Consider the following 26,478-nt stretch of genomic DNA (forward strand, 5'->3'; position numbering starts at 1 on the left):
TGTGCGGGATCAGGTGGTCGCCGGGCTGACCGGCGCGCCCGCGCCCTGGACGACCCGGGCCAGCGCCTCGACGGTGGGGGCCTCGTAGAGCACGCGGGGCGGCAGCTCGGCGTCGGGGAAGGAGCGGCGGAGCTGGGCCAGTACGGCGATCCCGAGGAGCGAACTGCCGCCCAGCTCGAAGAAGTTGTCCAGCGAGCCGACGGACTCCAGCTTCAGGTGCTCGCACCAGACCCCGGCGACGGTCACCTCGGCCGCTCCGTCCGGCTGCCGGTAGGGGGTCAGGAGGTCGGGCCTCGGGTGGCGGGTGCCGGGCGTGGTGCCGGCCACCGCGGGGGTGAGGACCGCCTCGACGGTGAAGCCGGTGCTGTAGCGGACGATGGTCGGCAGGTCCTGGGTGGACACCACCACGCGCGGCTCACCGGCGGCCAGGGCCCGCAGCAGGCACCGCCAGCCCTCGTCGAAGCCGATGCCGAAGGTCGCGCGGTGCTGGCGGAAGAACGACTGGAGTTCGTCGTCGTAGCCCGCCAGGCCGAAGTCCCAGGCGTTCCACGTCCATTCGCCCCAGCTGACGGAGACCACGCGGTGGCCGTCCTGGGCGAGCCGGGCCGCCGCCGCGTCCAGATAGGCGTTGGCGGCGCAGTAGTCGACCTGGCCCGGGCCGCCGCCGGTGGCCGAGGTGATGGACGAGAACAGGACCAGGAAGTCCAGCTCCACCCCGCCGGGCCGGTCCGTGCCGAGCGCCTCGGTCAGGGCCCGCAGGCCGCCGACCTTCGGGGCGAGCACCAGTTCGGAGTCCTCCGGTTCCTTGCCCTGGATCAGGCCGGTGCCCGCCACCCCGGCGGCGTGCAGCACGCCGTGCAGGGCGCCGTACCGCTCCCGGGCGGCGTCCACCGCCCGGCGCGTGTCGGCGGGGTCCGCCGCGTCGCCGGTGACGATCTCCACCTGGGCGCCCAGCGCGAGGATCCCCAGCACCTGGCGGACCCGCTCGCGCACCGCGTCCTCGGCCCGCTCGGCGCCGGACGCGATGGCCTCCCACCGCTCCCGGGGCGGGAGCCCCCGGCGGCCCATCAGCACCAGCCGCGCCCGGCAGGAACGGGCCAGCCGCTCCGCCATGGCCAGGCCGATACCGCCCAGACCGCCGGTGATCAGGTAGACGCCCTCCTCGCGCAGCAGGTCGGTGGCCGCCGCCTCGGCGTCGGCCGGGGGCAGGCACTCGTACCGCGGCACCCAGCGCCGGGCCCCGCGCAGCGCCACCGTCAGGTCGGCGCGGGGGCGGCGCAGCTCGGCGGTGACCGCCGCGGCGCCGACGCCGGGCAGCGCGTCGACCAGACGGGTGCTGATCCCCGGGTACTCCAGCGGCACCACGAGGGAGGGTCCCACCAGGGTGGCCGCGGCGGGCCGCGCCTCCGCGCCGTCCAGCACCTGGTGGGCACCGGCGGTGACCAGGTCCAGCTCCCAGTCGATGCGGCCGAGTTCGTCAGCCGCGCGGGCCAGCGCGACCACGGTGTGCAGACCGCGCCGCACCGTCTCGTCGTCGGCGTTCCCGCCGGCGTTCTCGTCGGTGCCGTCGGTGCCGTCTGTGCTGTCTTCAAGGGTCCACAGGTGGACCACCCGTTCCAGCCCCAGCCCGTGCCCCCGCAGGTCCTTGAGCAGCGCCAGGGCGTCCTCGTGGCTGCCGGGGCGGACCGTGCGGTCGCCGTCGGGCAGTTCGGCGTGGCCGGTGCCGGGCCGGACCGCGGTGACCGTCGCCCCGTCCCGCTCGGCGGCGCGGCGCAGCTCCGCCAGGATCCGGTCGGCGACCGTGCCGTCGGTGTAGACCAGCCAGTGACCCGGCTGTTCCGCGGCGGGCGCGGGGGCGGCCGTCTGCCGCCACACCGGCTGCCACAGCCACCGCTCCTCCGGGAGCAGCGGCACGCGCTCCAGGTCGGCGAAGGAGGTCGGCTCCTCGACCGCCTGGGCGGCCGGCCCCGCAGCGTCGGTCGCGGCCCGGCCACCGGGCAGCGGCGCGGGGTCGATCCAGTAGCGCTGGCGCTGGAAGGGATACGTCGGCAGCGGCACCCGCCCCGGGGCGGCACCCCGGTGGAGCGCCGCGGTCGTGGAGCCGGTCGCCCCGTGGTAGGCGGCCCAGTCGAGGTCGACGCCCGTCAGCCAGAGCCGGGTGACGCACTCGGTGAGCACCAGGTCGGCGGGGCGGGGGTCGCTCTGCGCGGGCAGGGTCGCCGTGATCAGCGGCCAGCGCTGCGGCGGGCAGTCGGCGCCGCGCACCATCGCGCCCAGCGACGGGCCCGGCCCGATCTCCACCAACGCCGTCTCGGGCTCGGCCAGCAACCGCTCCACCGCGTCCGCGAACCGCACCGTGCCGCACATGTGCGCGGCCCAGTAGCCCGGGTCGCAGACGAGGGCGGCGTCGGCGAAGTCGCCGGTGACGTTGGACAGGTAGGGCAGCGTGGGCGGGTTGAGGGTCACGTTCTCGGCGACCCAGGCGGTGAGCCGTCCGGCGAGCGGCGCGAGCATCCGGGAGTGGAAGGCGTGCGTGGTGCTCAGCGGCCGGGCCGGGACACCGTCCCGGGCCAGGTCGTCGACCAGCGACTTCAGCGCCTCGTCGGGCCCGGCCACCACCACGGTGGACGGACCGTTCACCGCGGCGATGTCCAGGCCCCGCTCCGCCGTCCCGTAACGGCTCCGAAGCTGCTCCGCGTCGAGCGGTACGGCCGCCATGGCGCCGCGCTCCGCCTCCCCGATCAGCCGCGCCCGGTACGCGACCAGGGCGACCGCGTCCTGGAGGGACAGCACACCGGCCAGGCAGGCCGCGACGTACTCGCCCAGGCTGTAGCCCAGCATCATCGACGGCCGCACACCCCAGGCGAGGAACGTGCGGGCCAGCGCGTGGTGCACGGCGAACATCAGCGGCTGCGCCACCTCGGTCCGCTCCAGCTCCGCCTGCCGTCCGTCGGCCGGACCGGCGGCCCGGCCCAGCAGGGCGGCGAGGCCGGGACCCGCGTCGGGGCGGTCGCCGGTGAGCAGTCCGAGCAGCTCGGTGTCCGGCAGCTCCTTCGCCAACAGGTCCAGGCAGCGGTCGAGTTCGGCGCGGAACACCGGTTCGTGCCGGTAGAGGTCGTCGACCAGACCGGGGTACTGCTCGCCGACCCCGGCGAGGAGGAACGCGACGGGGCGGCCGGAGACCGTCTCCACCCGGGACGCCACCTGGGTGTCCTCGTCCCCGCCGGAGAACACCGACGCCGCGTGGGCGGTCCCGCCGACCACGGCCGCGCGGCGGTGCTCGAAGACCCTGCGCCCGGTCTGCAGGGTGAACGACACGTCGGACGGCCGCAGTGCGGGGTGCCCGGCCAGGTGCGTGCCGAGTTCCCGTGCCGCCTGGTCCGCCGCCGCCACGGAGCGGGCCGAGAGCACCAGCGGGTGATGGCGCCGGATCTCCGGGTCCCGGACCGGACGCGTGGGCGGCTCCTCCACCACCACGTGCACGTTGGTGCCGCCCATGCCGAGCGAGTTGAGCCCGGCGATGCGCGGCCGGTCCTCGGGCCCGGACCAGGCGGTGGTCTCGGTGTTGACGTAGAACGGGCTGTTCGCGAAGTCGATCTGGGGGTTCGGGCGGGTGTAGTTGAGGGACGCGGGGACCACGCCCTCGCGGACCGTCAGCGCCGTCTTGATCAGCCCGGCGGTACCGGCGGCGTGGTTGAGGTGGCCGATGTTCGTCTTCACCGCGCCGATGGGGATCGTGCCCGGCAGGGCGTCCGGGCCGAACGCCTGGGTCAGCGCGGCGACCTCGATCGGGTCGCCCAGCTCGGTGGCCGTGCCGTGGGCCTCGACGTAGCCGATCTCGTCGGCGCCGACCCGGGCGTCCGCCAGGGCCGCGCGGACCGCCGCGGCCTGTCCGGCGACGCTCGGCGCGGTGTAACCCGCCTTCCGGGCACCGTCGTTGTTCAGGGCCGATCCCCGGATGACGGCGTGCACGGTGTCCCCGTCGCGCAGCGCGTCGGAGAGCCGCTTCAGGACGACCACGGTCGCGCCGTCGCCGAACAGGGTGCCGGTGGCCTCCGCGTCGAAGGAGTGGACGTGGCCGTCGTGGGAGTCCATCCCGCCGGTCTGCCGCAGGTGTCCCTTGCGGTCCGGTACGGCCACGGACACCCCGCCCGCCAGGGCCGCCTCGCACTCGCCCGCCCGCAGGCTGCGCACCGCCGAGTGCACGGCCACCAGCGAGGTGGAGCAGAACGTCTGCACGGCCACGCTCGGTCCGTCGAGGTCGAACAGGTACGACACCGACGTGGTCAGCGCGTCCTTGTCGTTGCTCATGATCAGCTCGTACGGGTTGACGTCGCCGTCCGCGACGAGCTGCGGCAACATGCCCAGCAGATAGGTGCTCAGGTTCGAGCCGCCGAACACGCCGACCCGGCCGCGGTAGCCCTCGTGGGCGTAACCGGCGTGCTCCAGCCCCTCCCAGCAGACCTCCAGGAAGAGGCGCTGCTGCGGGTCGGTGAGCGCGGCCATACGGGGGCTCATCCCGAAGAACCCCGCGTCGAACCCGGCGATGTCGTCCAGGACCGGGCGGGCGGGCACGTAGTCCGGGTCGTCGGCCAGCTCCGGGTCCACCCCCGCCTCGACCAGCTCCTCCGGGCTGAAGAAGGTGACCGACTCGACCTCGTCGCACAGGTTGCGCCAGAACTCCGCCACGTCGCCCGCGCCGGGGAAGCGGCCCGCCATGCCGATGACGGCGATCCGGCGGTCGAGTTCCGCCGGGTCGGGCAGCTCGGCGGCGGGAGCGTCGCCCTCCGGGGCCACCACCGGCGCGGGCGTGACCGCCGGAGCCGGGACGGCGGGGACCGGGGCGGCGGGGACCGGGACGGCGGGGACCGGGGCGGCGGCGACGGGGGCGGAGTCGCCGTCGAGGAGACCGGCCAGGCCGCGCACGGTGGGCGACTCGAACAGCGCGACCGTCGGGACCGTCACCCCGAGGCGTTCCTTGACCGTGGCCAGCATCTGGAGGGCGAGCAGCGAGTTCCCGCCCAGGTCGAAGAAGTTGTCCCGGACACCGACCGGCTCGATCGCGAGGACCTCGGTCCACAGCGCGGCCAGGGCGCGCTGGGTCGCGGTGACGGGCGAGACGTACGGCTGGGGAAGCTCCGGGCGCGGGAAGGTGGCGGTCGGCCCGGTGGGCCGTGGCGCCGGTGGCCGGGGCAGCCGGTCGTCCAGCCCGCCCGCGACCACCAGCACGGACCCGGCGGCCCGGGTGAACAGCCCGTCGAACGCGGCGAGTGCCTGGTCGGCGGTCATGGCGTGCGCGGTCATGGCGGCGCCGAACGGCCCCTCCAGACGGGCCAGCGTGGGGGCCCAGGTGTCCCAGGCGGCGGAGATCCAGCGGGTGGCGTCGTCGGCCGCGCCCTCGGCGTGGGCGGTGAGGGCCGCGTTGGCCGCGGCGTAGCCGCCGAAGGCCAGGCCGCCGAGGTGGGCCGAGGTGGAGGAGAACGCCACGCACCAGCGCGGCACGCTGTCGGCGGGCAGCTCCCGCAGCACCGTCCGCAGGGTGCGCGCGCCGTCCACCTTGGCCGCGAACTGCCGCCGTACGGTCTCCTCGCTCAGGGTGTCGAGGGGGAGGAAGGTGTCCTGAGCGGTGTCGGCGGCGGCGTGCACCACACCGTCGAACACCTCGCCGCCCTCGGTGAACAGGGCGCGTACGGCGTCCTCGTCGGTGATGTCCAGCCGCACCGCGCGCACCTCGGCGCCGAGCGCGGACAGTTCCCCGACCGCCTGTCGCCGCGGGTGCTGCGGGTCGTCCGGGAGCCCGGAACGGCTGGCCAGGACGACCGAGCCGGCGCCGCCCCGCACCAGGTGCCCGGCCACGAGGAGGCCGACGTCACCCAGACCGCCGGTGACCAGGTAGCGCCCGCCGGGCCGCACCGGCGTACCGGCCGCGGCGCCGGGGGAGTCCGCGGGGACGTAGGAGGGGAGGTGGCGGCGGCCGGACCGGTAGGCCGTCAGCGGGTCCCGGGCCGCCGTCCGCAGCTCGGCGAGCAGCTCCGCGGCGGCCTGGCCGGGCGCCGCCGCCGGGTCGAGGTCCACGCTGCGGCTGTCGAGGCCGGGGTACTCCTGCCCGGCCACGGCCGACAGCGCCGCGAGGGCGGCCTGGGTGGGATCGGTGCGCTCCCCTCCGGCCACGGCGCGTGCGCCGCGGGTGACGAGCACCATCCGGTCCGTGCCGGGCCGACCCGCCCAGGAGGACAGGAACCGGGAGGCCGTGAGCACCGCCTCGGCGGGCTCCCCGGCGGTGCGCGGGGCCAGGTGCACGACGGTCAGCGGGCCCTCGCCCGGTACCGTCGCGGTCTCGGCCGCCGTGTCCCCGTCGACCAGGACGACGTCGGTCGCGCCCGCGGCGCGCAGCAGGCCCGCCAGGGCGTCGGCGACGCCCTCCTCGTCGCGGCTGAGAACGTACCGGGCGGCGGGATCGGCGTCCGTGGCGGCCTCGGCGGGTGTCCAGCGCGGGGTCAGCAGCGTGACGTGGCCGGAGTCCCGTGACGTGGAGGCGTCGGCGGCCGGTCGGGGCGTCTCCTCGCTCTGGGCGGGAACGGCGGGCGGGTCGATCCAGTAGCGCTGGCGCTCGAAGGGGTAGCCCGGCAGACCAGTCCGCGCGGCGCCCCGGCCCTCGGCGTGGACCTCCCAGTCGACGGGCGCCCCGGCGAGCCAGAGCCGGACCACGGCCTCGGCCAGGGCCGACGCGGAGTCGGTGGCCGTCTCCGGCAGCGCCTCGACGACCCGGTCCCGCTGTGCGGCCGTCAGACCGGACAGGTCGGCCGTCCCCAGCACCAGCAGGACGCGCTCCTCGTCGGCGAGCAGCTCGGCGAGGCCGTCACCGGGTCCGGTGGCCGTCGGATCGCCCGAGCCGTCCGCGGCCGGAAGCGCCTTGGACAGGGCGTCGGCGACCAGCCGTCCCGTACCCCGTCCGGCGTACGCGGTGGGCGTGACACCCCAGGAACGCAGCAGCGCCGTCAGCGCGTGGGCGACCGGGAGCGGGGCGTCCGCGCCGTCCAGGGCGGCACGGAACGCGGGTTCGTTCAAGGCCAGTCGGTCGGCGTCAGGGAGGTGGATCGGCCCGTCGGGCACGTACAGGGTGACCGGCCGGTCCGTGCGGCCCTGCCGCCCGACGAGGTAGTCGCTCGCGTGGATCGCCCGTGCGGCGTCCTCCGCCGAGCGGGCCACCAGGGCCCGGCGGTGGGAGAAGACGGCGCGCCCGGTGTGCAGGGTGCGGGCCACGTCGGCCAGTCGGACGGGCTCATCCTCCAGCAGGGCGGCCAGGCGGCGGCCCGTCTCGTCGGCGGCCGTGGCGGTCCGTGCCGACCACACCAGCAGCTCGGGCCGGACGGAGGGCGGCGCGGTGTCGGGCAGGGGGCGCCGGGGCGCCTCCTCGATGACCACGTGGGCGTTGGTGCCGCCGATGCCGAAGGCGCTGACGCCCGCCCGTCGGGGGCTCTCGGCGCGTGGCCAGGGCCGGTTCTCCGTGACGACGGTCAGCCGGGCGTCACCGGAGAGGAGCTGCGGGTTGGGCGTGGAGTGGTGGAGGGTGGCCGGGATCTCCTCGTGGTGCAGCGCGAGCACCGCCTTGATCAGCCCGGTGACGCCCGCGGCCCGGTCGAGGTGGCCCACGTTGCTCTTCACCGAGCCGAGCAGCAGTTCCTCGCCCGCGAACACCTGCTGAAGCGCCGCGAGTTCGGCCGCGTCGCCCAGGGAGGTGCCCGTGCCGTGGGCCTCCACGTAGCCGATGTCGCCGGGTTCGAGACCGGCGGCGGCCAGCGCCTCGGCGACCACCTCCGCCTGTCCGCTGACGCCGGGCGCGGTGAAGCCGACCTTGCGGCCGGCGTCGTTGTTGACCGCCCAGCCCCGGAGCACCGCGTAGACGCGGTCCCCGGCCGCCAGCGCGTCCTCCAGACGGCGCAGCGCGACCACGCCGACGCCGTTGCCCAGCAGGCTGCCCTGCCCGGAGGCGTCGAAGGCACGGCACTCCCCGTCGGGGGAGCTGATGCCGCCGGCCTGGTACAGGTACCCGGTGTCGCCCGGCACGCTGATGGCGACGCCCCCGGCCAGGGCGAGGTCGCACTCGAACGAGGCGAGACTGGTGGCGGCGGCGCAGACCGCGACCAGCGAGGTGGAGCAGTAGCTCTGGATGCCGTAGGCGGGCCCCGACAGACCGAGGGCGTGGGCCACCCGCAGGGGCAGCGAGTCCTTGTCGTTGGCCAGGCCCATGGCCAGTTCGCCGACCTGCTGGGCGACCCCGGCCGGGACCAGGTTGTGGTTCATGTAGCTGCTGATGGCACAGCCCGCGAACACCCCGATCGAGCCGTCGAAACGGGCCGGGTCGCAGGCGGCGTCCTCCAGCGCGTGCCAGCTGTGCTCCAGGAACAGCCGGTGCTGCGGGTCGAGGATCTGCGCCTCCTTCGGGTTGATCCCGAAGAAGGCCGCGTCGAACAGGTCGACGCCGTCGACCACCGCCCCCGCCTTGACGTAGTCGGGGTCGTCCAGCAGGTGCTGCGGCACCCCTGCGGCGCGGAGCTGTTCGTCGGTGAAGCGGGTGATGCCGGAGCGCCCGGCCCTGACATTGGCCCACAGTTCGGCCGCGTCGGCGGCCTTGGGGAAGCGCCCCGACAGGCCCACCAGGGCGATGTCGGTCGGAGCGGCCTCCGTCGGATGCTCGGTCATGTCGTCCGTCCTCGTTCTCATCGGTTCCGCGTCAGGGGGTTCTGGGCGTCGCGGGCCCGGCGCCTGCGTCGGCCCCGCGCGGACCCGAGGTCCTGGGCCGCGGTCACCGCGGTCGCCGTCGTGGCGCCTTCCAGGGCCGCCGCCAGTTCGGCGACGGTGGGGTGCGCGAAGAGCAGGGCGGGCGGGACGCTGCGCTCCGTCTCCTTCTCGGTCGCGGTCATCACGGCCAGTCCCACCAGGGAGTTGCCGCCCAGGTCGAAGAACGGGTCGTGGACTCCGACCTGGTCGATCCCCAGGTGCGCGCCCCAGATCTCGGCCAGGGTGCGCTCCAGGGGGGTGCGCGGCGGGACGTAGTCGGCGCGCAGCGCGGGGCGGGGGAAGCGGGTCCCGTCCGGTGTGACGGCCGCGCCGGTCACCTCGTCCAGCGCGGTGACCTCGTCCCAGGCGCGCATCCCCTCCGCGAGCGCGTGCCGGACGGCGAGCACCGGCCCGTGCGCCGCCCCGGCCAGCCGGTCCAGCAGCGCGCAGCCGCCCTCGTCGGTGAAGCCGTAGGTCTCGCGGTGCTCGCGGACCCGGGCGGCCAGGGCGCTGCCGGGGCCCTCCGCCCGCCAGTCGTCGTGCTGCCACGGCCCCCAGGCCACGGTCAGTACCCGGGTGGCGGGCGCGGCGGCCGACAGCGCCGACGCGTAGGCGTCGAGGACGCTGTTGGCGGCGCAGTAGTCGCCCTCGCCGATCCCGCCGAACACCGTGATGGCCGACGAGTACAGCACCAGCAGCTCCGGCCGGTCCGCCTCCGGCACGGCGGGCCCCACCAGCTCCGCGAGCGGGCCCATCGCCAGCACCTTGGGCGCGAGGACCGGCCGGGAGCCGTCCGGTGTCATCCGGAACGTCATGCCCCGCGCGGGCAGCCCCGCCGCGTGCAGGACGCCGTGCGGCGCGCCGAGGCGTTCCCGGCACGCGGCCAGCGCCCGCCGCAGTTCGCCCGGCACCCCCACGTCCGCGGTGAGGAGCAGCACCTCGGCTCCGGCCGCCTCCAGTTCGGCGACGTCCCGCAGGCTGTGCGCGGCCCGGCCCTCCGGCTCGGCCGCCGCGGCGGCCCGCAGGTCGGTGCGGCCCACGAGGGCGAGGCGGCGTACCCCGGACCGCACCAGGTGCCGGGCGAGCGACAGCCCCAGCCCGCGGGTGCCGCCGGTGATCAGGTAGGTGCCGTCGGCGCGGAACGCCGGTCCGGCCGGGGGCGCGGGCAGGTCGACGGCCGCCCACTCCTGGCGCAGCCGCCGTCCGCGCCGCCAGGCGGTCAGCGCGTGGTCGGCGGTGGTCCGGTCCCCGGCGTCGGCCGACCGGGCCAGCTCGGCGAGGAGGGCGGCGGCGGACGCGTCGGCGGGCGCCTCCGGGTCGAGGTCGACGCCCTGCCAGGCGAGCCCCGGGTACTCGGCGCGGGCCACCCGGGCCAGGCCGTGCGCGAGGGCGCGCTCCGGGGCCGCGCAGTCCCGGCCGATGACCTCGGCGGCACCGGCCGTGGCGGTGACCAGGACGGCCCCGTCCTGACCGGCCGCCGGTCCCAGGGCCTGCAGGGTCAGCAGCAGCGCGTCGAAGCCGTACCGGATCGCCGTGGCCAGTTCGGCGTCGGTGGCGAACGGCGGCGTGCGCACCGGCTCGCACAGGCTCCACAGGTGGGCGACGTGCACCCGGCCCGCGCCCAGGGCGCGCGCGGCGGCCAGCGCCTCCCGGTGGTGGTCCGGGTTCTCCGGGTCGATCGTCAGCCGGCGTCCGGCCCGCGACCACTGTGTGCCGGGTACGACTTCCAGCACCCGGGTGCCGGTGGCTTCGGCCAGGTCGGCCAGGCGGGCGCCGACGCCGTCCGGGTCCGCGAGGACCAGCAGGGGGCCGTCCAGCGGCCCGGGCGAGGCGAGGGCGGGGGCCGCCGTCACGTCCGGCTGCCAGACCGGGGCGTAGCAGTGGTCGGCGGGCGCGAGGCCCGTGAGGTCCGCGGCGGGCTGCGACGGTACGGCCGCTCCCTGCGGCCAGTAGCGCGTGCGCTGGAACGGGTACGGGGGCAGCGGCACCAGACAGCCCGTGCCGCGCCCGAGCGCCCCCCGGTCGAGATCCGTTCCGCGCTCCCACAGCCGACCGCAGGTCTCCAGCAGGTGGACGCGCTCGTCGGGTCGGCCGGAGGTCGACCAGCGGGCGGGCAGGGTGCCGGTGATCAGCGGGCCGTCGGCGGCCCGGGCGTGCTGGCGGAGCAGTCCGCCGAGGGTCTGTCCCGGGCCCAGTTCGACGTAGGCGCCGAGGTCGAGCCCCGCGCAGGTGCCCAGGCCGTCGAAGAAGCGCACCGGGCTGGTCAGGTGCTCCGCCCAGTAGGCGGGGTCGACGGCCTGCTCGGCGGTGAGCGGGGCGCCGGTGACGTTGGAGACGACGGTGACACCGGGCGGCCGACGCTCCACCGAGGCCACCGCGCGCGCCAGTTCGTCGCGCGCGCCCGCCAGCAGGGAGGAGTGGAAGGGGTGGGCCGAGCGCAGCGGGCGGGCGGGCAGGCCCGCCGCGGTGAGGTGCGCGGCGGCGGCCGTCACGTCCTCGGGAGACCCGCTGAGCACCGTCATATACGGGCCGTTGAGGGCCGCGACCTCCACCGTGAGTTCCGCACCGGCGAGTTCGGCCTCGACGCGGTCGGCGGGGGCGGCGACGGCGAGCATTCCCCCCGGCGGCGCGGCCTCGATCAGCAGGGCGCGCCGGGAGACCACCCACAGGGCGTCCTCCAGGGTGAACACGCCCGCCAGGCAGGCCGCGACGTACTCGCCGAGGCTGTAGCCGACCAGCACGTCGGGGCGGACGCCCCAGCTGCCCAGCAGCTCGGCGAGGGCGAACTCCACCGTGAACAGCAGCAAATGGGAGGTGACCGCCCGGTGGTCCGAACCGTCCGCCGCCACCGGGCGCAGCAGGTCCCCGCCGGTCGCGGGCGGTTCCGGAGCGGCGTGGAAGACGGCCCGCAGATCGACGCCGCAGCGCGCGGCGACGATGTCCGCGCACCGGTCGACGGCGGCGGCGAAGACGGGCTCGCGGCCGTACAGGTCCTGGCCCAGGCCGCGGTACTGGTCGCCCACGCCGGGCAGCAGGAACGCGATCCTCGGTGCCTGCCCGGCGGCGCGGACGACGGGTTCGCGCCCGGCCCGCTCCAGCAGCGGGGCGGCCCGCTCCGCGTCCTCGGCGGTCACCGCGCGCCGGTACTCCAGGGTGCCCCGCCCGGCGCGCAGCGTGTGCGCCAGGTCGGCGAGCGGCGTGTGCGCCGCGACGCGGGCCAGGTCGCCGAGCCGGGCCCGCAGGGCGTCCTCGTCGGCGGCGGAGACCAGCAGGAGTCCGGCCGCGTCGGAGTCGTCCGCCGTGGGGGAGTCGGCCGCGTCCCCGGCGTCGGGGGCGGCGGCGAGGACGACGTGGGCGTTGGTGCCGCACCAGCCGAAGGAACTCACCCCGGCGACACGGGGCGCCCCGGCGGCGGTCGCCGGGAGCGGCTGGACGGCGGTAACGGTCCGCAGCCCCTCCTGGGCCAGGGCCGTCGGGGAGGGCTGCTCCATGTTCAGGTTCGGCGGCACCGTTCCGTGCTTCAGGACCAGGACGGTCTTGATCAGCCCGGCCATGCCGGCCGCCGACTGGGTGTGCCCGATGTTGGTCTTGACCGCCCCGACGAGCAGCGGGTCGTCGGCCGGGCGCGGGCCGAACACGTCGCCGAGCGCCGCGAGTTCGATGGCGTCGCCGAGCCGCGTCGCGGAGCCGTGCGCCTCGACGTACGACACCTCCCGCGGCCCGACCCCGGCACCGGCCAGGGCGCGGCGGATCACGTCCACCTGGGCGGCCCGGCTGGGCGCGGTGAGACCGTTGCTGCGGCCGTCCTGGTTGACGGCGGTGCCCCGGATCACGGCGTGTACCGTGCGCCGCTGGGCCAGCGCGTCGGACAGCCGCATCAGGACGACCACCCCGGCGCCCTCGCCGAGCGCGTAGCCGTCGGCCCGGGCGTCGAACGTGCGGCACAGGCCGTCCCGCGACAACATGCCCGTGGCGCAGGCGTTGACGTACATGTCGCGGTGGATCATCAGGAAGGCCCCGCCCACCACGGCCGCCGTGCACTCGCCGCGGCGCAGGGCGGCCCCGGCGAGGTGGACGGAGACCAGCGAGGACGAACACGCGGTGTCCACCGTCATGGTGGGGCCGCGCAGGTCGAAGTGGTAGGCGATCCGCCCGGCGGCCACGCTCAGCGACGCCCCCTGGCCGCCGTACGGGTCCCGGACCAGGGACAGGCCCTCGCGCTCCTGCTGGATCCGTCCGTACTGCAGCGTGTCGGACAGGCCGACCAGCACCGCGGTACGGCTGCCCGCCAGCTCGGCGGGCGGCAGACCGGCGTCCTCCAGCGACTCCCACGTCAGCTCCATGAGCAGCCGCTGCTGCGGGTCCATCCGCAGGGCCTCACGCGGGGAGGCGCCGAAGAACGAGGCGTCCCATCCCGCGATGTCGTCGAGGTAGCCGCCCCGGGTGGTGTAGACGCCGTCCGTCTCCCGCAGCGCGGCCAGGTCGAAGCGTCCGTCCGGCACGTCGTCGACGACGCCGGTACGGCCGTTCGCCAGCAGGTCCCAGTACGCGTCGACGGAGTCCGCGCCGGGGAAGCGGCACGCCATGCCGACCACGGCGAGCGGTTCGTCGGCCGCCGCCTCGCGGCGCCGCGCCGCGGCCAGGTCGGCCGTGGCCTTCTTCAGGTACTCCCGGAGTCTGTCCTCGCCTGCCATCTTCCTGCTTCCTGCTTTCTGCCTCGGGTGGGGTCCGGATCGGCCCGGGGCGCTGCCGGGGGGCCTGGTGCGGGGGCCGGGCGGGGGGGGGGGGGCGGCGGGGGGGGGGGGGGGGGGGGGGGGGGGGGGGGGGGGCCGGGGGGGGGCCCCCCCCCCCCCCCCCGCGCCGGGTCACGACTGGGCGTCGATGAAGGCGAAGAGTTCCTCGTCGGTCGCCTCGTCCGGGACGGCGGACGCCGTGCGCGGGGCGCCGGTGTCGACGCCCAGGTGGCGGAGCGCCGCGCTCAGGGAGTCGACCATCCGTTCCCGCAGCTCCGGCAGGGCGGCCTCGAACTCCCCGGTGATGCGGCGCAGGGTGCGGTCCAGTTCCGCCACCGGGTCGGGTGCCTCGGGGACCAGCAGACCGGCCAGGTGGACGGAGAGCGCGTCGATCGTCGGGTGGTCGAAGACCAGCGTCGGGTCGAGGTCGAGCGCGGCGTCCGCCTTGAGCCGGTTGCGCAGCTCCACCGAGGTCAGCGAGTCCAGACCCAGGTCGAGGAAGGGCGCCGTGCGGTCCAGCGACTCCGGCGAGCCGTGTCCCAGCACCACCGCCACGTGGCCGCGGACCGCCGCCACGACCGCCTCCACGGCCTCCTGCCCGGTGAGTTCCCGCACCCGGGCCGCCAGCGCCCCGCCGACCGGCCCCTGACCGGGGCTCCCGGCGGCGGACCGCCGTACCCCCCTGACCAGGCCGCGCAGCATCACCGGCACCCTCGCGCCGTTCGCCACGGCGGTCCGCAGCCCGGTCTCGTGCCACCGGGAGGCGACCACGAGCGCGTCCCCTCCGGGATCGGTGAGCACGGTGTCCAGCAACCGCAGGCCCTGCGGCTCGCTGAGCGCCGCGATCCCCGTCCGGGCCAGCCGGGCCTCGTCGGCGGCGGTCAGATGGGTGCCCATACCGGACGTCGACCACAGCCCCCAGGCCACCGACACCGCGGGCAGGCCCAGCGCCCTGCGGTGCGCGGCCAGGGCGTCGAGGAAGGTGTTGGCCGCGCCGTAGGTGCTCTGGCCCGCGTTGCCGAGGACACCCGCCAGGGAGGAGAAGAGGACGAAGGCGCGCAGCGACTCCAGACCGGCCGTCAGCTCGTGCAGCGCCCACGCCGCCTCGGTCTTCGGCCGCAGCACACGCTCCAGACGGTCGGTGGTCTGCCCGGTGAGCAGGCCGTCGTCGAGGACGCCCGCGGCGTGCAGGACACCCGTCAGCGGCCGGTCCGCCGGGATCGAGCCGAGCAGCGCGGCGAGGGCCGCACGGTCGGCCGCGTCGCACGCCTCCACCCGGACCGAGGCGCCCAGTCCGGTCAGGGACGCGAGGAGTTCGTCCGCCCCCGGGGTGTCCGCGCCGCGCCGGGAGGTCAGCAGCAGGTGCCGTACCCCGTGCCGCTCCACCAGGTGGCGGGCGACGATGGCGCCCAGGCCGCCGAGCCCACCGGTGACCAGGACCGTGCCCTCGGCGAGACCGGCGTCCCGCGCCGCGGGTCCCGCGGTGCGCCGGGCGATACGGGGGACCAGTGCCCGCCCGTCCCGGATCAGCAGCTGGGACTCCTCCGCGTCGGAGGCACCGGCCAGCAGCGCCCGCGCGGCGGCGTCCACCCGGTCGCCGGTGACGCCGGTGAGCAGGAAACGGTCCGGGTGCTCCGCCTGCGCGGTGCGCACGAGTCCCCACACGGCCGCGGTGTCCAGCCGGTCCGGGGCGGCGGCCACCACCAGCCGGGAGTCGCCGAACCGTTCGTCCGCCGCCCACTCCCGTACCGTCTCCAGCACCCGGCCGGTGATCTCCCGCACCGCGCCGGGGAGTTCGGCTCCGGCGGACGGGGCGGCGAGCGCGTCGCAGTCGAACAGCACGAACTCGGGGACGTCACCCGCCGCGGCGAGCGCGTCCAGGCCGGCGTGGGCGGGGAGGCCGTCACCGGCCGGGGCGCCGAGCCGGGCCCACCGCCGGTCCCCGGCCGCGGGGGCCGAGGGGAGCGGGACCCAGTCGAGACCGTGGTGGCCGCCGTCCCCCTGGCCGACGGCGGCGGCCAGGACGGCCGGGTCGACCGCGCGGACCAGCAGGCTCTCGGCGGCGACCACGAGCGTGCCCCGCTCGTCCGCGGCGGTCAGCGACAGCTGGTCCCCGTCCGCGCCGACGGTCATCCGCACCCGCAGTGTCGTGGCCCCGGCCGTGGCCAGCCGCAGCCCCCGGAAGGCGAAGGGCAGCCGCAGCAGGTCCGAGCCGCTCTCCAGCACGTACGGGTGGAACGCCGAGTCCAGGAGCACCGGGTGCAGCGCGAACCCGGTCTGCTCGGCCGCCTCCGGGACGGCCACCTCGACCAGCAGGTCCTCGCCGCGCCGCCACGCCGACCGGACACCCCGGAACGACGGGCCGTACTCGTAGCCGAGGGCCGCCAGCTTCTCGTATCCGCCCGCGAGGTCGACCGGCGAGGCGTCCGTGGGGGGCCACACCGCCGCCCAGGCGCACACGTCGGCGCTCCCGGTGTCCTCGGCGGCGCTGCCGGAGGCGTACCGCGTCCAGGGGGCGTCACCGCCGGACCGGGCCAGCACCTGCACGGAGCCGTCCGCGCCGACCACGACCCGCAGGTCCAGGGGGCCGCTTCGCGGCAGCGGCAGCGGCGCCTCGAAGGTGAGTTCCTCGATCCGGCCCCGTCCGGCCTGGGCGGCCGTCTCGGCGACGGCGTCCAGCAGCGCCGTGGCCGGGACGATCGGCGTGCCCGCCACCGTGTGGTCGGCCATCCAGGGCAGGTCGTCGGCGGTGAAGCGGCCCGTCGCGACCAGTCCGCCGCCGTCCAGCTCCACCGCCGCCGACAGCATCGGGTGGGACAGGCCGGTGAGTCCGAACGCCTCGGCGTCCCGGTGGGGTTCCGGACCGCGCAGCCAGTACTGCTGGGTCTCGAAGGCGTACGTGGGCAGCTCCACGGAGCGACCGCCGACCGCGTGTGCCGCCCAGTCGACCGGCGCCCCGCCCGCCCACGCCTCGGCGAGCGCGGTGAGCAGCGCCTCCGGCTCCCCGAGGCCGCGGCGGGACACGGCGCCGACCACCGCGCCGGAGTCCGGCAGCGAGGCCCTGACCATGCCCGACAGCACGGGGCGCGGCCCGATCTCCAGGTACAGGCCCGTCCCGGCCGCGTCGAGCCTTCCGACCGTCCCGGCGAAGCCGACCGTGCCGCAGACCTGGTCCAGCCAGTAGTCGGGGTCGGTCCAGTCCCGGTCCGGCCCCAGGTTGGTCTCCCGGTCGAGGACGGGCGAGCGGAAGGTGAGGCCGGCCAGCTCGGCGGCGAACTCCGCGAGCACCGGCCGCATCAGCGGGGAGTGGAAGGCGTGACTCACGGTCAGCCGCGTGGTGCGCCGACCGCGTTCCGCCCAGAGCGCGGCGACCGCCGCGCAGGACTCCTCGTCACCGGAGACGACCACGTCGTGCGGGCTGTTGACGGCGGCGATCCCGACCCGCCCCTCCAGACCGTGCAGGTCCTCCAGGCTCTCCGCGACCTCCCGCGGGCCCGCCGAGACGGCGAACATCGCGCCGCCGTCCGGCAGCCGCTGCATCAGCCGGGCCCGAGAGGTCACCATGCGGGCCGCGTCGGGCAGGTCCCACACCCCCGCCACATGGGCGGCGGCGATCTCGCCCACCGAGTGCCCGGCGACCCGGTCCGGGGCCACGCCCAGCGAGCCCAGGAGCCGGAAGACGGCCACCTGGTAGGCGAACAGCGCCGGCTGCGTGTAGGACGTGCGGTCCAGCTCGGCGGCCTCGGCGGTGCCCGGCTCCGCCCACATCACCTCGCGCAGCGGTCGTTCCAGGTACGGGTCCACGGCCGCGCACACCTCGTCGAACGCCGCCGCGAACGCCGGGAACGCGCGGTACAGGTCGCGTCCCATCCCGGCGCGCTGGCCGCCCTGCCCGGTGAACAGGAACGCGGTGCGCGTACCGCCCTGGGGCACCACCCCGTGCGTGACCGGCGCGCTGTCCTGGCGCGAGGCGAACGCGGCCAGCGACCCCAGCAGTTCCTCCCGGTTCCGCCCGACGACCACCGCGCGGCGGTCGAAGGCGCGGCGGGCGGTCAGCGAGTACGCCACGTCCAGCGCGTCCGGCGCGGGACGTTCCGTGAGGTGGCGGTGCAGCCGTTCCGCCTGCCCGCGCAGCGAGGCCTCGGTGGCCGCGCTCAGCACCCAGGCGTACGGGGTGTCACCCGCGCCCGGCTCCGCGCCGCCGGACTCCGTCCGCGCCTCCGGCTCCTCCAGGACGACGTGGGCGTTGGTGCCGCTGATGCCGAAGGAGGAGACGGCGGCGCGCCGCGGTGCGTCCGGGCGGCCCGGCCAGGGCTGTTCCTCGGTCAGCAGACTGACCTGCCCCGAGGACCAGTCGACCTGGTGGGTGGGCTCGACGACGTTGATGGTGCGCGGCAGCCGGCCGTGGCGCATCGCCATCATCATCTTGATCATTCCGGCGATGCCCGACGCGGCCTGGGTGTGCCCGAGGTTGCCCTTCACCGAGCCGAGCCGCAGCGGCGGCAGCTCCTTCGGGCGTTCCCGGCCGTACGCGGCGAGAACCGCGTTCGCCTCGATGGGGTCGCCCAGCGGGGTCCCGGTGCCGTGCGCCTCCACCGCGTCCACGTCGGCGGCGGTGAGCCGGGCGTCGGCCAGCGCCCGCGCGATGACCCGCTCCTGGGCGGGACCGCTCGGCGCGGTCTGCCCGTTGCTCGCCCCGTCCTGGTTGACGGCGCTGCCCCGGACGATCCCGAGGACACGGCGGCCGTTGCGGCGCGCGTCGCTCAGCCGCTCCAGGAGGACGACGCCCGCCCCCTCGCCCCACGCGGTGCCGTCGGCGTCCGAGGAGAAGGGCTTGCACCGGCCCGACGGCGACAGGCCGCGCTGCCGGGAGAACTCCACGAAGGCGTCCGGCGTCGCCAGCACGGTGACCCCGCCGGCCAGCGCCAGCGAGCACTCCCCGGACCGCAGCGACCGCACCGCCTGGTGCACCGCCACCAGCGAGGAGGAGCAGGCCGTGTCGACGGTGACCGACGGCCCCTCCAGACCGAAGGTGTAGGAGACGCGGCCGGACAGCATACTCGGGGTGCTGGACACCATCAGGGTCCCGTCGACCTCGGGCGGCGTCGCTCCGGCGAACCGAGCCGAGTAGTACTCGTACATCATCCCGGCCCAGACGCCGGTGTCGCTTCCCCGCAGCGTCGCCGGGTCGATCCCGGCCCGCTCGAAGGCCTCCCACGCCGTGGTCAGGAAGAGGCGGTGCTGCGGATCGATGCCGAGCGCCTGCCGGGGGCCGAGGCGGAAGAACGCGGCGTCGAACTCGCCCGCGTCGTAGACGAACCCGCCGCGCGTGGTGTACGTCGTGCCGGGCTTGGCCGGATCCGGGTCGTACACCTTCGCCGCGTCCCAGCCCCGGTTCTCCGGGAACTCGCCCGTGGCGTCCGTACCGTCGGCCACCACCCGCCACAGGTCGTCGGGGCTCTCCACGCCGCCCGGGTAGCGGCAGCCGAGGCCGACGATCGCGATCGGCTCGTGGGCCCGCTCGTCGGCCTCGCCGATCTGCTGCCGGGCCTCGGCCAGGTCCGCGGTGACGCGTCTCAGGTAGGCGCGGAGCCGCTCCTCGCTTGCCATGGTCATTCCTCCGTCTGGTCGCTCATGTCGGGATCGGTGCGGCGGTCCGCGGGCTACAGCTGGGTGTCGATGAACTCGAAGAGGGCGTCGTCGCTGTCCAGGCCGAGCCCGTCCGCCAGGCCTCCGCCGGGCCGGTCGGCGCGCAACCGCCGCAGGGTGTCCCGCAGCATCGCCTCGGCGTCGTCGCGCCGACCGTCCCCGGTCCCGTCGTCGGGTCCGGTCACGAGGTCGGGCGCCAGCAGGACGGCCACCTCGTCCAGGGCCCCGCGCAGCCGGGTGAGCACCGGGTCGGGGGCCGCGGGGCCGTCGTCGGCCCGCACCGGCGCCGGGGATCCGAGCAGCTCCGCCAGGTGGGCGGCGACGTCGGCGACGGTCGGGTGGTCGAAGACGAGGGTGGCGGCGAGGGCCAGGCCCGTCGCCAGCTCCAGCTGGTCCTGGAGCTCCACGGCGCCCAGGGAGTCGAAGCCCAGGTCGGTGAAGGGCTCGTCGACGCCCACGTCCTCCGGCGCCCCGTGCCCGAGCACACCGGCGGCCTTCTCACGGACCAGCTCCAGCACGGACTCCGGGCTGTGACCCGCCGCTTGGGCGGGAACGGGCCCGGGAACCGGTCCGGACGGGGTCTCGGGTACCTGGACGGGCGTCGGGGCGGGCATGGCCCCGGGTACCGGCCCGGACAGGTCCTCGCGCACCGGTACGGCGGTACGGCTCCCCGCCGCGGCGGCCGTCGCCGGGTCCACGCCGAAACCGGCCCCCGCGTGGCGCAGGGCGACGGTGAGTCCGCCCACCGGGCGGCCGTGGCCGTCGCACAGCGCCAGCCGTGCCCGGTCCCCGTCCGGCGACAGCCGCACCCGGAGCACGCGCGTCCCCGCGCGGACCACCGTCACGGCGCTGAACGCGAACGGCACGGGGCGGGACGCCGGCGCTTCGAGGACGAGCGGATGCAGCGCGGCGTCCAGCAGGGCCGGGTGCAGCAGCGAGTCCTCCCCGGCCACCGCGTCCGGCAGGCGGACCTCCGCGTGGAGATCGGCTCCCGCCCGCCACACGGCGCGCAGATTCCGGAACGCCGGGCCGTACCCGTATCCGGCGGCGGCCAACCGGCCGTACCCGTCCGACAGGTCGAGCGGGCTCGCGCCGGGCGGCGGCCAGGCCACCGCCCAACCGGTGTCCGCGTCGGGTGCGCGTTCCGCGGCGGCGGTGCGCCCGGAGGCGTGCGCGGTCCAGGCGGCGTCCGGGTCGTCGGCCGGGCGGGTGTGCAGGGTCAGCGGGCGCTGCCCCAGCGGATCCGCGGCGCCGACCGTGACCTGCGCGTCCAGCGCGCCCTCGGCGGGCAGGACGACGGGTGCGGTGAGCGTCAGCGACGCGACCTCGGTGGCCCCGGCCGCGGCGGCGGCCCGCAGGGCGAGTTCCAGCAGTGCCGTCCCCGGCACCACCGTCACCCCGTCGATCACGTGGTCGGCCAGCCAGGCCGTGGAGCGCCGCGACAGCCGGGCGTCGAGCAGCAGCCCCCCGTCGGCCACCGCGGTGGTGCGGTACGGCAGCCCGGTGCCGGTTCCGCCGGTGTCGGTGAGCCAGAAGCGGCGGCGGTCGAACGCGTAGGTGGGCAGGTCCGCGCGGGGACCTGCGGGGAGGGCCGCCGCCCAGTCGACGTCCGTACCGGCGACGAACGCCCCGGCCAGGCCGTGCAGGAGCGCGGTGTCCTCGCCGCGTCCGCGCCGGGCGGTGGCCACGACGACCGGCGTCCGGCCCTCCGGCTCGCTCCCGCGGCGCTCCGCGAGGCACTCGCGCACCGGCACGGCGAGCTGTGACTGGGGACCGACCTCAAGGAAGACGTCGGTGCCCGCCCGCGCCAGGCGCTCGGCCAGCGGGGCGAAGAGCACGGTCGCGCGGATCTGCTCCACCCAGTACCCGGGGTCGGTCCACGGGAGGTCGCTGTCCGCCGCCCGCTCGTGGTCGAGGCGCGGCTCGGCGTAGGAGACGCTCTCCGCCACCTCCCGGAAGGCGTCGAGCACCGGTTCCGTCAGCGGGGAGTGGAAGGCGTGGCTGACCGTCAGCCGTGTGGTGCGCCGCCCCAGACCGGCCCAGTGCGCCGCGACCGCCTCGCAGGCGTCGACGGTGCCGGAGACGACCACCGACCGCGGCCCGTTGACCGCGGCGACGGACGCCTCGCCCTCCCGGCCCGCGAGGGTCGCGCGGACCTCGTCGGCTGTCGCGGCGACGGCGACCATGGCCCCGCCCCGGGGGAGTCCGTCCATCAGGCGGGCCCGGGCCGTCACCAGCCGGGCCACGTCGTCCAGTTCCCACACCCCGGCCGCGTACGCGGCGGCGAACTCGCCGACGGAGTGCCCGGCGACGGCGTCCACGGAGACGCCCAGCTCCCGCAGCAGCCGCCAGCACGCCGCCTCGTGGGCGAACAGCGCCGGTTGGGCGTATCCGGTCCGGTCGAGCAGCGCGGCCTCGTCGCTGCCCGGCTCCGCCCACATCAGGTCACGCAGCGGGCGCCCGAGATACGGGTCCAGCGCGGCGCAGACCTCGTCCAGCGCCGTCGCGAAGGCGGGGTGGCTCCGGTACAAAGCCCGCCCCATGCCGGGTTGTTGGGAGCCCTGCCCGGTGAACAGCAGCGCCGTACGGGCGGCTCGGCGGGCCGTGCCGGTGACCAGACCGGGTGCGGTGCCCCCCGACGCCAGCGCGGCGAGCGCCTCGCGCGGCTCGTCCCGGCCGGTGCCGATCACCACCGCGCGGTGCGCGAACACGGTACGGCCGGACAGCGCGCGTGCGGTGTCCGCCGGGCGCGGCGCGGCGGTGGCCCCGGCGAGGCGTCGGGCCTGCGCGCGCAGTGAGTCCTGGCTCTGCGCGCTCACCGGCCAGGCCAGGGGCCGTTCGGCGGGCTCGTCCGGGGAGGCGGGGACCGGCCCGGCTTCTGCCGGGGGCTCCTCCACGACCAGGTGCGCGTTCGTACCGCTGATGCCGAACGAGGAGACCGAGGCCCGCCGCGGGTGCTCGCCCCGCGGCCACGGCCGGTCCGCGGTGAGCAGGCGGACCCGGCCCCCGGCCCAGTCGGCGCGGGACGTCGGCGGCCCGGTGTCCGGCCCGGCGGGCAGCAGCTCGTGCCGCAGGGCCTGCACCATCTTGATGACGCCCGCCACACCGGCCGCGGCCTGGGTGTGGCCGATGGTGGCCTTGACCGAGCCCAGCCACACGGGCCGTGACGCCCCGTCGGCGGCCGGTCGTCCGTAGGTGTCGATCAGGGCGTTGGCCTCGACCGGGTCGCCCAGCCGGGTGCCGGTGCCGTGCGCCTCGACGGCGTCCACGTCGTCGGTGGTGAGCCCGGCGTCGGCGAGCGCGCCGAGGACCACGTGGCGCTGGGCCTGTCCGTCGGGTGCGGTCAGGCCGTTGCTGGCACCGTCCTGGTTGACGGCGGTGCCCCGGATCACCGCGAGCACGGGGTGTCCGTTGCGGCGGGCGTCGGCGAGCCGCTCCAGCACCAGGACACCCGCGCCCTCCCCGAAGGAGGTGCCGTCCGCCGCCTCCGAGAACGGCTTGGCCTGCCCGTCGGGGGCGAGACCGCCCTGCTTGCTGAACTCGACCAGCAGGCCCGGCGTGGACATCACGGTGACACCGCCGGCCAGCGCCATCGGGCACTCCCCGGCCCGCAGCGCCCGTACCGCCAGGTGCACGGCGACGAGCGAGGAGGAGCAGGCGGTGTCCACGGTGAGGGCGGGGCCACGCAGGCCCAGACTGTAGGCGATCCGGCCGGAGACCACACTGGAGGCGGTGCCGGTGAGCAGGTGCCCCTCGGCTCCGCCGACGGGCTGGTGCAGCCGGGGCCCGTAGTCCGAGGCCATGGCACCGGCGAACACCCCGACCGGCTGTCCCGCCAGGGCGGCCGGGTCGATCCCGGCCCGCTCCAGGGCCTCCCAGGAGGTCTCCAGGAGCAGCCGCTGCTGCGGGTCCATGGCCTGCGCCTCGCGCGGGCCGATCCCGAAGAAGGCGGCGTCGAAGAGCGGTGCCTCGCGCAGGAACCCGCCCGCCGTGGTGGCGCACGAACCGGACAGGCCGGGACGGTCTCCGGTGAGGGCGTCCAGGTCCCACCCGCGGTCGTCCGGCAGCGGGCCGGTGGCCCGAGCGCCGTCGGCGACCAGCCGCCACAGTTTCTCCGGGGTGTCCGCCCCGCCCGGATAGCGGCAGCTCATCCCCACGATCGCGATCGGCTCGGCGTCGCCCGCCGCGCCGTCCCCGGCCGAAGTGGCGGCGTCGTCCGCCTGCCCCCCGGCGAGCACGGCCAGCCGGGCGGCCAGCCGGGCGGGCGTGGGGTACTCGAAGACCAGGGTGCTGGGCAGCGGCAGCCCCGTCGCGGCGAGGAGCCGGTTGCGCAGGTCGACGGTGCCCTGGGAGTCCAGGCCCAGGTCCTTGAAGCTGCGGCCGGTCTCGATGGCGGAGGGGTCCGGGTGGCCCAGGACGACGGCGGTGGCCTTCACCACGAGTTCGTGTACGGCGGCGGCCGACCGTCCCGCGGGGACCGTGACCGGCGCCGGGGCGGCCGCCTCCGGGGCGGGCTCCCGCCGGGCCGGGTGCCGCGCGGCTCCGGCCGCCTCGTCCAGCCAGTGCCGGTCCCGCTGGAACGCGTAGGTCGGCAGGTCCACCACAGCCGAGCCCGCCGGGGCGGCCTCCGGCGTCCAGTCGACGTCCGCTCCCCGGACGTGGGCCTCGGCGAGGGCGCGCAGGACCTGGTCGGGGCCGCCCGTGTCCCGGCGCAGCGTGCCGACGGCGGCGGCCTCTCTGCCCTCGCTCTCCGCCGTCCGTTCGACCGCGCCGCACAGGACGGGGTGCGGGCTGCACTCCACGAAGAGCGCGCACCCGTCGTCCAGCGCGGCCCGGGTGGCGTCCACGAACCGCACCGGCGAGCGCAGACCGCGGTACCAGTGGTCGGCGTCCAGCCCGGCGGTGTCCAGCGCGCCGCCGGTCAGCGAGGAGTAGAACGGCACGGACACCTGGCGTGGGCGGACCGGGGCGAGCGCGGCGAGGAGCTCGTCGCGGATCACCTCGACGGCGGGGGAGTGCGAGGCGTAGGTGACGGGCAGCATCCGCACCCGCACCCCGTCCGCGTCCAGCGCGGCGGCGAACGCGTCCAGCTCGTCCACCGGCCCGGACACCACGGTCGCCGAGGGACTGTTGACGACGCTCACACACAGGCCGCCGTAGCGCGGGGAGCCGTCGAGACGCGCCCGCACCTCCGCCACGGGCAGGGCGGTCGAGAGCATCCCCCCTCCGTCCAGGGTGCGCAGCAGCCGACTGCGGACCGCGACGATCCGCGCCGCGTCGTCCAGGCTGAGGGCGCCGATCACGGTGGCGGCGGCGATCTCCCCCTGCGAGTGGCCGAGCACCGCGTCCGGCTCCACGCCGCGTGCGCGCCACAGCTCGGCCAGGGACACGGTCACCGCCCACAGGGCGGGCTGCACGACGTCGTCCGTGTCCAGGCCGGGCGCCCCGGGGGCCTGACGCAGGACATCGCGCAGGTCGAAGTCGATGTAGGGGGCGAGCGCGCGGGCGCACTCGGCCAGCCGGTCCGCGAAGGGACCCGGTACGTCCATCAGGTCCCGGCCCATCCCGGCCCACTGCGCGCCCTGGCCGGGGAAGACGAACACCCGGCGGCCACCGAGCACCCGCCCCTCGGTCACCGCCGCCCCGGGCAGGCCGTCGGCCAGCTCCCGCAGGGCCGAGCCCAGTTCCGTGCGTCGGTCGGGGCCCGAGCCGGTGACCACCGCCCGGTGTTCGAACCGGGACCGGGTACGCAGCAGGGACACCGCCACGTCCTCGGCGCGCAGCCCGGGGTGGGCGTCGAGGTGTTCGGCCAGCCGACCGGCCTGGCCGCGCAGCGCGACCGCGGAGCGGGCCGACAGCGTCCACACCGAGGGAGCCTCGGAACCTGCCGCCGACCCGTCAGGCACCGGGGCGGCCGGCGCGGGAGGGGGCGCCACGACGAGATGGGCGTTGGTGCCGCCCATCCCGAACGCGCTGACCCCGGCGACGCGCCCGGCGGGCCAGGGGCGGGCGCCGGTCACGACCTCCAGGCCCAGCTCGGCGAGCGGGACGCGGGGGTTGGGCGAGCGGAAGTTGAGGCTGGCGGGCAGCACACCGTGGCGCAGCGACAGCGCCACCTTGAGCAGCCCTGCGATACCGGCCGCGCCCTCCAGGTGGCCGATGTTGGTCTTCACCGAGCCGACCAGCAGGGGCTCGGGCGCACCCTCGCCCGCGGCCGTCCCCCCGGGTCCGAAGACCGCGCCGAGCGCCGCGGCCTCCACCGGGTCGCCGACCGCCGTCCCGGTGCCGTGCAGCTCCACGTACGCCACGTCGGCCGGGCGTACGCCCGCCCCGGCGCACGCCTGCTCGACCACCTGCCGCTGTGCGTCCGCGTCCGGGACCGTCAGGTGCTCCCCGGTGCCGCTGTTGACCGCGCCGCCCAGGATCAGGCAGTGCACGCTGTCCCCGTCGGCGAGCGCCGCCGACAGCGGCTTGAGGACGACGACGCCGCCGCCCTCGCCGCGCACGTAGCCGTTGGCCCGGTCGTCGAAGGTGTGGCAGCGGCCGTCGGGGGAGAGCGCGCCGAACCGGTCCAGCGCGTCGTCGGTCTCCGGCAGGAGGTTGAGGTTGACGCCGCCCGCCAGGGCCGTGGACACGGTGCCGCGCCGGAGTTCCTCGCAGGCCAGCTGGACCGCGACCAGCGACGAGGACTGACCGGAGTCGACGGTCAGGCTCGGGCCCCGCAGGCCGAGCAGGTGCGAGACGCGGTTGGCGATCAGGCTGCGGTGCGTGCCCGTGACGTCGTGTCGGCCGCCGCCCCCGGCACGGTCGTGCAGCAGGGCGTAGTCCCCGGTGATGGCGCCGACGAACACCCCGGCCTGGCTGCCCTCCAGCGCGGCGGGCACGATCCGGGCCTGTTCCAGCGCTTCCCAGGCCAGCTCCAGCACCAGACGTTGCTGCGGGTCCATGGCGGCGGCCTCGGCCGGCGAGATACCGAAGAACGCCGCGTCGAAGCGGTCCACCTGCGGGAGGAAGGCGGCCCTGCGGCGACGCTCCGTCCGGCCCGGCACGGGGTCGCCCACGGCTTCCCTGCCCTCGGACAACAACGACCAGTACGCGTCGGGGGTGTCCGCGCCGGGCAGTCGGCAAGCCATGCCGACGACGGCGATCGGCTCGCCGACCGCAGGCCGTGCGGCCGAGGACCATGCGGGTGGAACGGACATGACCCACCTTCCTTTTGCGGGCGCTGCGAACTGCTCGCCGATTCGGTTCGGGAGAACGGAGCCAGGGAATGCGTGAATTCACCGGACCGGTGCTCACCACCAGCCGGGATCCG

Annotated in this window: 4 protein-coding genes; all 4 read right to left on the minus strand. The window is 76.5% G+C overall.

Annotated features, from left to right (window positions below):
- Positions 1–9 precede the first annotated feature (9 nt).
- The 4 genes from ABZ659_RS09720 to ABZ659_RS09735 all read right to left on the minus strand — a co-directional run bounded on the left by ABZ659_RS09720 (position 10) and on the right by ABZ659_RS09735 (position 26,365).
- Positions 10–8,703: an SDR family oxidoreductase gene (locus ABZ659_RS09720; RefSeq protein WP_360215628.1), complete on the minus strand. Its 8,694-nt coding sequence runs from the start codon at positions 8,701–8,703 to the stop codon at positions 10–12.
- Between the two features lie 17 nt (positions 8,704–8,720).
- Positions 8,721–13,475 carry an SDR family NAD(P)-dependent oxidoreductase gene (locus ABZ659_RS09725; protein ID WP_360215631.1) on the minus strand — a complete coding sequence of 1,585 codons (4,755 nt, stop codon included), beginning with the start codon at positions 13,473–13,475 and terminating at the stop codon, positions 8,721–8,723.
- Between the two features lie 171 nt (positions 13,476–13,646).
- Positions 13,647–19,124, minus strand: coding sequence for an SDR family NAD(P)-dependent oxidoreductase (locus tag ABZ659_RS09730; RefSeq protein WP_360215634.1), 5,478 nt, complete (start codon positions 19,122–19,124; stop codon positions 13,647–13,649).
- A 53-nt stretch (positions 19,125–19,177) separates the two neighbouring features.
- Positions 19,178–26,365, minus strand: coding sequence for a beta-ketoacyl synthase N-terminal-like domain-containing protein (locus tag ABZ659_RS09735; protein WP_360215637.1), 7,188 nt, complete (start codon positions 26,363–26,365; stop codon positions 19,178–19,180).
- Positions 26,366–26,478 lie beyond the last annotated feature (113 nt).

The sequence above is a fragment of the Streptomyces sp. NPDC006997 genome (genome assembly GCF_040635175.1).
Classification (GTDB): domain Bacteria; phylum Actinomycetota; class Actinomycetes; order Streptomycetales; family Streptomycetaceae; genus Streptomyces.